Origin of the sequence: Roseibium sp., from assembly GCF_025698965.1 — a bacterium.
In the GTDB taxonomy this organism is placed as follows: domain Bacteria; phylum Pseudomonadota; class Alphaproteobacteria; order Rhizobiales; family Stappiaceae; genus Roseibium.
Window position 1 is genome coordinate 1 of sequence record NZ_JAILWL010000271.1, and the last position, 8,822, is coordinate 8,822.

Genomic DNA, 8,822 nt, shown 5'->3' on the forward strand with positions numbered 1-8,822 from the left:
TTTCGCTTTCGATCAGGTCCCGCGGTATTGCGGCGCAATTAAGAGTGACGAAGCGGTTCGGCTGCCGGTCTGACAAGTTGTGAACCGCACTGGCGCATAGTTCCTTGCCAGTCCCGGACTCCCCCGTGATGAAAACCGGTGCCTGGGACGGGGCCATGCGTGCAATCTGATCGTGGATATCGCGCATTTGCACGGAAACCCCCACCAGCCGGTTCACGCCCACCGGCTCCGGTGTTCCGGCAACAGCAGCGGAACCGGGCATGAGCGTTTGAGGTTCATGTGCGGCCGGCTGTTCCTCGACCACGTCAATTGCAACCGCAGGAGGCGAGCTTGGGCGACGCTGTTTCAGCTGGAAGGATATCTTGGAAGCCAATGCGTCCAGGGAGAACGGTTTGGTCAGGAAATCATGGGCTCCGGACCGCATGGCGCTGACGGCCCGCGAAACGGATCCCTTCGCGGAAACGGCGATGATAACGGATTTGGGGCAGCGTACCGCATAGGCGACCAGGGCTTCGTCGCCGCCAATCGTTTCCAGATCGATGATGAGAATGTCGGTGGATTTGTCGGCCAGGTCCTGCAGACAGGAACTGGACTCCGTGTACAGGATCGGATCTGTACAGGACGTCGACAATTTTGCGCAGACAGCGGATGTACGGGCAGCTTCAGAAGCCGATGCGTCTAAAACACGTACAATTACAGGCAATGCGTTGCCCTCGTTACTCCCCATTACTGGGTAACTCCCATCGCTCGAACCGGGTCATTCGATTATCGAAAGATTCGTCACCCTGATAATTCTCCGAACAGGGTAAACAAACCGTTGTCAGATGACGCAATTTGCGGTTTGCCGGGTTCGAAAGAGAGAAATTCGGGCTTAAAGCACCCCTGCCAGATAGCCTCCTGCAAAACAAATCAGACCGATTGTAACCATCAGGGGAATCGAGACCCCCGGTCGTGGCTGGGGCTGCAAAGTTGCGTCTACATCAGTCTGCGCGTTGGCTGTTGCAGGAGATGCGGAAGGTTGAAACTCGTCTTGAGTAAGAGACTGGTTGTGCGGAAGGGAAGGGACCCCGTCGAACATGGTTGCAGCGTCGTCTTCCTCGTCGCGAAGCGGACCAAAGAAACCTCTGAACTGTTTCGGTGGTAGAGTTTTGTCTGCCGTCTCGGGCTTGCCCCCCGGAAGAGGAGTACCTGTCGGCTCGAAGATGGAAACCGGCTCCACATTGTTGAATTTTGGGGCGTAACTTCCCCTTGGAATGGTGATGCGAACCGGTTCGGACCCGCCCGACCCGTCATAGAATTTGGCCAACCGTCTGCGTAGCCGGGCAGCTTCTACCCGCACGATAGGGTCGGTGACCGGATTGAAGTCTTCAGGGCGCCCCAATGCTTCGATTGCAATCGTGTATCCCTTTATTTTCTGGCGATTTTTGTTCAAAGCGGCCTGAACTACAAAATTCAGAAACGCCCGTAGTTGCGGCGCCGATTGGAATTCGGGACTGTTGAGAGCATTATCGAGCGCGGCTCTGATCTGCTCTTCAGAAACAGGTTCTTCGCAGGCTGGGCCGGCGTCCGCGTCACGTGCGGTGTGATGTCCGATCTCTTGGCTGTCGGGTCTTCGGGGTGGTGAGAAAAGATCTGAAGATCGGCGCTTTGCGGTGCGCGGCAAAGGGCGTTTGGAAACCTGTTCGGCAGCATGCATACCAGTCCCCTCTCAGAGGTTACTTCAAATGCACCACGACAATTTTCCCTTCAGTAAGTTTACCGAAGTCCCAATTGATTGCAAAGCCAAAAAGGTAAGGAGACTGCTACATTGTGGACCAATGTGTACTGGAATTGCCTTTGTGTTGACGGTGTGAGAGCAATGGCATCGCGAAACGCAGATTTTTTACGTCGAAAGGCGCATAGTCGGGGACAAGTCACGGTTTCATCGTCGGAATGCCGGTTGTGGATTCGGAGGCAGCAGTTTCTTAAGGCATGATTAACCGGTAACTTTTGATTCGGGTCGGAACATTCAGAGACCATGGGCCGTACAGGGACCATTTTTGTAGCAATATGCATGGGTGTGATAGCGCTGTCGTCTGCGACAGTGCTCATCTTCCAGTTTGGCCGTCCATTTGGCGAGGCGGTCTCGCTGTCGCTTGCCCTCATGTGCACGATGATCCTCATTCACCTTCTGATCGGCCGCGCGCGTGATCGTGGGGCCGTCAGCGAAGCCGTCGACCGGCTAGAAGATCGAATGACCGACCTTGACGAGGATGTCGGTAATCTTGAAGGGCGTCTCACGGGTATGGAGCACACCATGCCCCGCCGCACCAGAGCCGAAATTGATCCCTTGTTTGCGGAAGTGGAAGTTCTGGGGACCCTGGTCAAACAGATGGCCGAAGCCATGTCCGACCTGGAGACGAGGGTAGAAGACCAACAGGCATTGGCGCCGCCTCCGCATGCTCCAGGGCTGCCGCACCATCCTCAGGCGCCTCAACAGGTTCAGGGATATGTCCAAGGTCCTAGGGGCGCATATCCGGCTGCTCCGGACCATGGGACCGCACAGCAACCGCCCGCGCAGCCGTCTCCCTTGCAACACTCGCAGTCCTACCAAGCTGAACCACCTGCCAACGGTGCTCCCTATCAGGCAGATTCTGGTACACGTCGTGATATGGACAGCTGGGACAACAGATATGGTGTACATGCGCCGCGACAGTCGGACGACATAGGCTATCCCCAGAACGGCTCACAGGCCTCCGGAGCCACCGCGCACCCGGCCCCTCCGGTCAGGTCGCCTCAGGAGCAGTCGGTGATGAGGTCCGACACGCGGCCGCCGGACATGGCCATGCGGGAACTCATTACCTCTGCACTCAACGCCAACCGGGTTGAGCTTCACCTGCAGCCGATCGTGACGCTGCCGCAGCGACAGGTGAAATACTACGAGGCATTCACACGCCTTCGCGACGCAAACGGCAACGCGGTTGAGGCTTCGGTTTTCCTGCCTGAAGCCGTTCAGTCCGGGCAGATCGCCCGGATCGACAATTTGCTGCTGTTCCGGTCCATTCAGGTTATCCGCCGTTTGACCTCCCGCAACCGGAATGCCGTTCTGTTCTGCAACATTTCTTCCTTGTCCCTTGTGGATGAGACTTTCTTTCCCGGTTTTCTGGAGTTCGTGAAAGCCAACCAGAATTTTGCAGATGTCCTGGTATTTGAATTCTCGCAAGGCGACGTTGCCGAGATGGGAGCGATGGAACTGGAAAGCCTGAGCGCGCTCTACGATGTCGGCTTCCGTTTCTCCATCGACCAGATCTCCGACATGAAGATGGATTTCAATTCGCTGGCCGGTCGCGGGTTCAAGTACGGCAAGCTGCATGCGGATTATCTGATTGGACGCCGCGAAGCCAATCACGGGCATATTCACCCGTCTGATTTTGGCGATCTTCTGCACCGATATGGCATGGAGCTGATCACGGATCACGTGGAAACCGAGTCTCAGGTTCTTGAGCTGCTGGATTACGACGTCAGACTGGCCCAGGGAAATCTGTTCTCACCACCACGGCCGGTCAGGGCAGAAGTGCTGCAAGGCACTCCTGCGCCAGGACCTAGAAAAACAGCGGCAGGTTGAAGACCCGCCGCTGCTTAACTTCACCATTTAAAATGTGCGGTTTCTAACCCTGTTTAGGGCCGACCGTGACAATGGTTGGTTTTTTCTCCGCAAGCAGCCGCTTGGCGACCCGTTGCACGTCATCCAGCGTCACTGCGTCGATTTCACTGTTCCGCCGTTCAAAATAATCGATTCCGAGATCAGCATTCTGCAGGGCCACCAACTGCCGGGCAATCTTGCCGGAACTGTCGAAACGAAGCGGGTAAGAACCGGTGATGAATTGCTTGGCGGATTTCAGCTCTTCTTCCGTCGGGCCTTTCGATGCCATGCGGTGAATTTGATCAAGCATGACCGCGACGGTTTCCTCCGATCGCTCTGCTTTTGTTGACGCGGAACCGATCAGAAGACCGGTATGCCGATACGGTGAGAGCGACGTGCTTGCGCCGTACGACAAGCCACGCTTTTCGCGCACTTCTTCATACATCCACGAAGTGAAGGTGCCACCGCCGAGAATGTGGTTCATCACATAAGCGGCCTGGTAGTCGGGATCGTCACGGGTAATGCCTGGCAGGCCGAGCAGGATTGTTGTTTGAGGCACGGCAAGTTCCTGGTGGATCTCGCTGCCGAATTCGGGAGCCAGATCGGCAATGGCAACGAGGTCGCCGTTTTGAGGCAGAGGTGCGAAAACCTCATCCAGAATCGGTTTGAGCTGGTCCGCGCTGATAGCTCCAACCACACCAATGGTCAGGTCGTTCTTTGCCAGCAGTTTTTCGTACTGGGCGCGGATATCATACGGTGTGAGACCTTCAAGTGTTTCGGCGGTGCCGATTGTCGGACGGGCATAGGGATGTTTCCCGAACATCGCATTGGCCAGGGACCGTCCGGCTATGGCGTCAGGGCTGCTTTGGTTGCGCCTTGCCTGGGTAGTCAACTGTGTTTTCATGCGTTCGACGGGCGTATCGTCAAATCGCGGTTCATTCACGGCACTGGCCAGAAGATCAACGGCTTCGTTCAAGGTTGGCGTCAGGGTGCGCAAGCTGCCGTAGAATCTGTCTTTGCCCGTGCTGAAGCTGATACTGACAGCCAACTCTTCCAGCCGCGCCTGAAAATCTTCAGAAACAAGATCACCGGCGCCTTCATCAAGGGTTGCGGCAAGCAGGCGTGTGACCCCCTCCTTGCCGTTCGGGTCCTGTGCCGAGCCACCTTCAAAGGAGAAATTCATTGCGATGATCGGAACAGTGTGGTCTTCCACCAACCAGGCTTCAATACCTTGCGGGCTGACAACTTTCTGGACTTCCACCGCCTGCGCCAGACGACTGAATCCGACAACGGCAACGAAGGCCAGAACGGTTACGGGAAGGAATTCCCGGATTGGTCTTATATGTGCCATGGATCAGGACCTGTCCTTGAGCTCGGACGTCTCGGTGAGGGAGGCTGCCGGGTCGGTCGGAATATCCATCCGCAACTCTCCGATCACCGGTAGGCCGGTCAGGTAGCTGCGGGCCGCGCTCACGACGTCTTCAGGCGTTACGGCTTTCACCTGGGAAGGCCAGGTCTGGACCCCTTCAATCGTCTGTCCTGTCGTCAAGGCGCCACCGAAGAGACGTGCCAGACCCGATTGACTGTCCTGAGCATAGATCGCACTTGCAATCATGCTGTTTTGCGCGCGTTCGACTTCCTCCTCACTGACGCCGGCATCCAGCACTTTCTGAAGTTCGATGCCGATCAGCCGTTCCATATCTTCAAGCGTGTAACCGGGGCGGGGCGCCGCGTAGAGCCCGAACCGGCCATTGTCCAGAGCTCTGCCTTGGTAGTATGCGCCAGCGCCGATTGCGGCCTCCTGATCCAGGACCAGTGACTTGTGCAGGCGGCTCGAAGGACCTTCTCCGAGAATATAGGCAAGCACGTCAAGCGCCTCTGGCGTTTGCTCGATACCGGTCGATTGGCTCGGCACGACCCACGTCTGGGAGATTGTTTCCTGGCGCACACGCGGATCGGAAACGGCGATCCGCCGTTCCCCTGACAGGGGCGGTTCTGTCGGCCGGATACGCGGACCCGGCTCGGCGCGCCTGGCGACTGTGCCATAGGTTTCCGCCGCGAGCTGCCGGACGGTGCCCACATCGACATCTCCGGCGATCACGACGACAGCATTGTTGGGTGTGTAGAAACGATCGTAAAAAGCGATGGCGGAGTCCTTGTTCAACGCCTCGATTTCGCTTTGCCAGCCGATAACAGGTGACCCGTAGGGGTGATTGACAAATGTAATGGCATTCAGCGCCTCGCGGAGCCTCGAGCCGGGATCGTTGTCGACCCGTGAACGTCGTTCTTCAAGCACGACGTTCCGTTCCGGAGCCACAACCTCATCGGTCAGGGTCAGGTTTTCCATCCGGTCGGCTTCCAGCTTCATCATCAGTGGTAGATGTTCTTTGGCAACCCGCTGGAAATAAGCCGTGTAATCGGTACTCGTGAAGGCATTCTCCTGACCACCCCGTGCAGCGATCATTCTTGAAAAGGCGCCATCCGGATAGTTGCTGGTGCCTTTGAACATGAGATGCTCGAGAAAATGGGCAACACCGGACTGACCCTCCGGTTCATCCGCTGATCCGACCTTGTACCAGATCATATGCGTGACAACCGGGGCACGACGGTCCGGGATGACCACGACCTGAAGCCCGTTATCAAGTGTGAAGCTTTCAAGATTTGGAGCAATAACGATCTCGTTGGTGACAACAGCTTCTGCTTTGGCGGCCTCTAATGGCAATAAGGCGGTTGTTCCGAGGAGAAACGCAGGCAACAGCAGCAAACTGGCTGAATGCCTGAGGATGGATGGGGTAAAACTTTGACACAGTATCTTGGGTGGGTTCACGTGCAACTCCCGCTTCTGGTCCTGAAAAGTAAAAAGACCTCCGGACCCTTTCTTCCATATAGGAAGCCAGGCCCGAAGGTCTCATTACATTTTTGTCATAGGCGGCCGAGCCGCCAATTCACTAGTTACAATACTGAGATTGACCTTCGAGACACCTTGGATCGAGTGGTGCGGAATCGTACTGATCGTAATTGGTCGGCTTCCGCTTGCCCTTGGCAACGACATCAGGCATCGGTGCATCCGGCGATGGCGTACTGTAACCGGAGGGCGGCTCCGTCAGGTACCGGCGTGTCGTCAGTCCGTTTTCATCAAGTCCGGCCTGCTGTGCCTTCAGTTTCTGCAGGCGTTCCCACTCTTCATTCTGCTCGGCGCGAGTCAGCGTCGAGCCCTCTGTAATTTCGTTGTCCCGGCGCTCGGCCGCGAGGTCGCGAGACCCGGTAACTCCGGTGATGCGGAAACCGCGCATTTGCTCTGGCGTCAACGGCTCGCTTTGCATGCGGCCGGAACCGGCATAGAGCTCTTTCAGCTCCTTATATTGCGGGTTTTCCTGTTGCTTGGGCCAGTTTTCGGAATTGACACCGGCAACGCTAGTCTCCGGCTCAGGAAGTTTTGCCGGTTCTGAAGGCATGGCCAGCGGTGCACGCGGTTTGTATTCGATCGGCTTTTCGTTCGGATCGACCGCACCGAGGCCCTTCATTACGGAATTGACAAGGGCAACATCCGGCGCCTGGTTGGTTCCATCCGCAGCCTGACAGGCGGCCAGACCGGCCAAAAGCGCCAGCACCGCAGAATTCTTTACCCAGCCTACAATCGTCCGCACCACAGCAGACTCCTCAATTGCTTTTTGAAAATGCCGGCGAATCGTCACCCGCAATCCGTCAGTCCAGCCTTAAACCGCTATTTTGCGGCTGAATTAGGACCATTTCTGAAACTGTCATACAGGAGACCGGCCACACCTGCAACGATCCACACATCTGCGAGGTTGAAGACGTACCAGGAGAAGGAGCCGACGTGAAAATAGACGAAATCGACAACAGCGCCGAACGCCAGCCGGTCGATGCCGTTGCCGACCGCTCCACCGATCACGAGGGCGAGCGCAACCGCAACCAGTTTCGATTCCGATCTGGCCGACCAGATCCACAGGCCAATGGTGATGACGACAGTCAGTGTGGCCAGTAACCAGCGTCCCAGATCGCTGTTTTGCTGAAAGAGGCCGTAGGAGATGCCGCGATTCCATACCAGAACGATGTCGAGAATCGGCAACAGCTGAACCGGACCGTTTGTTCCCAGGTCAAAGCCGTAGACAAGCCAGAGTTTGCTGCCCTGATCGATCGCCACGCAAATCAGCGCGAGCAGAAGCACGGCCGGGCTCAAACGACCCCAGAAGAGGGGTCGTTTGGCAATCAGTTCAGCCGTATTTTCCTGCTCGTGCATTTTGAACCAATTCCTTTGCCAATCAGGCAGCCGCGTGAGCGGCATCCCATTCGCGCAAGGCCGCCGCGTCGCGCAACGTGACATCCGGATATTCAGGATCGGTCCCGACTTCCGGCAGTATCTTCCAGGATCGTGCGCATTTTTTGCCTTCCGCAAGCGCCGGCACCACGGCGACACCTTTGGTGTCGTCAAGGGTGAAGGCACCTTCCGGAGCGGCGTCTGCCGTGAGTGTGAGCTGGCTGGTGATCGCGATGTCGGCCATGTCCTTGCCTTCGAGCGCAGCCATCAGATCCGGATCTGTGACATGCACGATCGGATGTGCTTCAAGCGAGGATCCGATCCTTTTCTCCCGGCGCTCGATCTCCAGGGCACCGGTCACGACGCGGCGCACGGTCTTGATCTTCGCCCACTTGGCCGCAAGCGTGTCGTCCTTCCATTCGCCCGGGACGGACGGAAACTGCTCCAGATGAACCGAAGTGTCTTCACCATAGCGGGACACCCAGGTTTCATCCATTGTAAACGGCAGCATGGGCGCCATCCATGTGACCAGGCAGTTGAACAGCTTGTCGATCACATAAAGGGATGCCTTCCGGCGCGTGGACGTATCTGCGTCGCAATAAAGCGCATCCTTGCGGATGTCGAAATAGAAGGCTGAAAGCTCAACGGTCATGAAAGTGAAGAGCTGATGGAAGACCTTCTTGTAGTCGAACTCCCAATAGGCTTCGCGGATCATGACATCGAGCTCGGCCAGCCTGTGCAGCATCAGTCGCTCCAGCTCCGGCATGTCTGCCATGGCGACCTCTTCACCTGTTGCATGGGCAAGCGAGCCGAGCATCCAGCGTAGCGTATTGCGCAGCTTGCGATAGCTGTCGACATTGGTCTTGATGATTTCCTGTCCGAGGCGCTGGTCTTCCCAGTAGTCGGTCGAGGCCACCCAAA

Annotated in this window: 8 protein-coding genes; 1 reads left to right on the forward strand and 7 read right to left on the reverse strand. The window is 56.8% G+C overall.

The window, feature by feature from the left end; translation table 11 throughout:
• Together K5905_RS20240 and K5905_RS20245 are read right to left on the reverse strand one after the other, a co-directional pair.
• Positions 1 to 727 (reverse strand): sigma 54-interacting transcriptional regulator (locus K5905_RS20240; RefSeq protein WP_297586972.1); only part of this gene is annotated, 727 nt, incomplete at its 3' end.
• A 144-nt stretch (positions 728 to 871) separates the two neighbouring features.
• Positions 872 to 1,696 (reverse strand): hypothetical protein, encoded by an 825-nt coding sequence (locus K5905_RS20245; RefSeq protein WP_297586974.1) that lies wholly within the window; start codon positions 1,694 to 1,696, stop codon positions 872 to 874.
• A 357-nt stretch (positions 1,697 to 2,053) separates the two neighbouring features.
• Between K5905_RS20245 and K5905_RS20250 the strand changes: the two genes are divergently transcribed.
• On the forward strand, positions 2,054 to 3,604 hold the full coding sequence (locus K5905_RS20250; RefSeq protein WP_297586975.1) for an EAL domain-containing protein: 1,551 nt from the start codon (positions 2,054 to 2,056) through the stop codon (positions 3,602 to 3,604).
• A 43-nt stretch (positions 3,605 to 3,647) separates the two neighbouring features.
• Here K5905_RS20250 and K5905_RS20255 read toward each other — a convergent pair whose 3' ends face one another.
• The 5 genes from K5905_RS20255 to K5905_RS20275 form a co-directional block, all read right to left on the reverse strand.
• Positions 3,648 to 4,973 carry a pitrilysin family protein gene (locus K5905_RS20255; RefSeq protein ID WP_297586977.1) on the reverse strand — a complete coding sequence of 442 codons (1,326 nt, stop codon included), beginning with the start codon at positions 4,971 to 4,973 and terminating at the stop codon, positions 3,648 to 3,650.
• Positions 4,974 to 4,976: 3 nt separating this feature from the next.
• Positions 4,977 to 6,344 carry a pitrilysin family protein gene (locus K5905_RS20260; protein WP_297586978.1) on the reverse strand — a complete coding sequence of 456 codons (1,368 nt, stop codon included), beginning with the start codon at positions 6,342 to 6,344 and terminating at the stop codon, positions 4,977 to 4,979.
• 226 nt (positions 6,345 to 6,570) lie between these two features.
• On the reverse strand, positions 6,571 to 7,269 hold the full coding sequence (locus K5905_RS20265; RefSeq protein ID WP_297586979.1) for a hypothetical protein: 699 nt from the start codon (positions 7,267 to 7,269) through the stop codon (positions 6,571 to 6,573).
• A gap of 77 nt (positions 7,270 to 7,346) precedes the next feature.
• Positions 7,347 to 7,883: a signal peptidase II gene (gene lspA, locus K5905_RS20270; RefSeq protein WP_297586981.1), complete on the reverse strand. Its 537-nt coding sequence runs from the start codon at positions 7,881 to 7,883 to the stop codon at positions 7,347 to 7,349.
• Between the two features lie 22 nt (positions 7,884 to 7,905).
• Positions 7,906 to 8,822 (reverse strand): class I tRNA ligase family protein (locus tag K5905_RS20275; protein ID WP_297586983.1); only part of this gene is annotated, 917 nt, incomplete at its 5' end.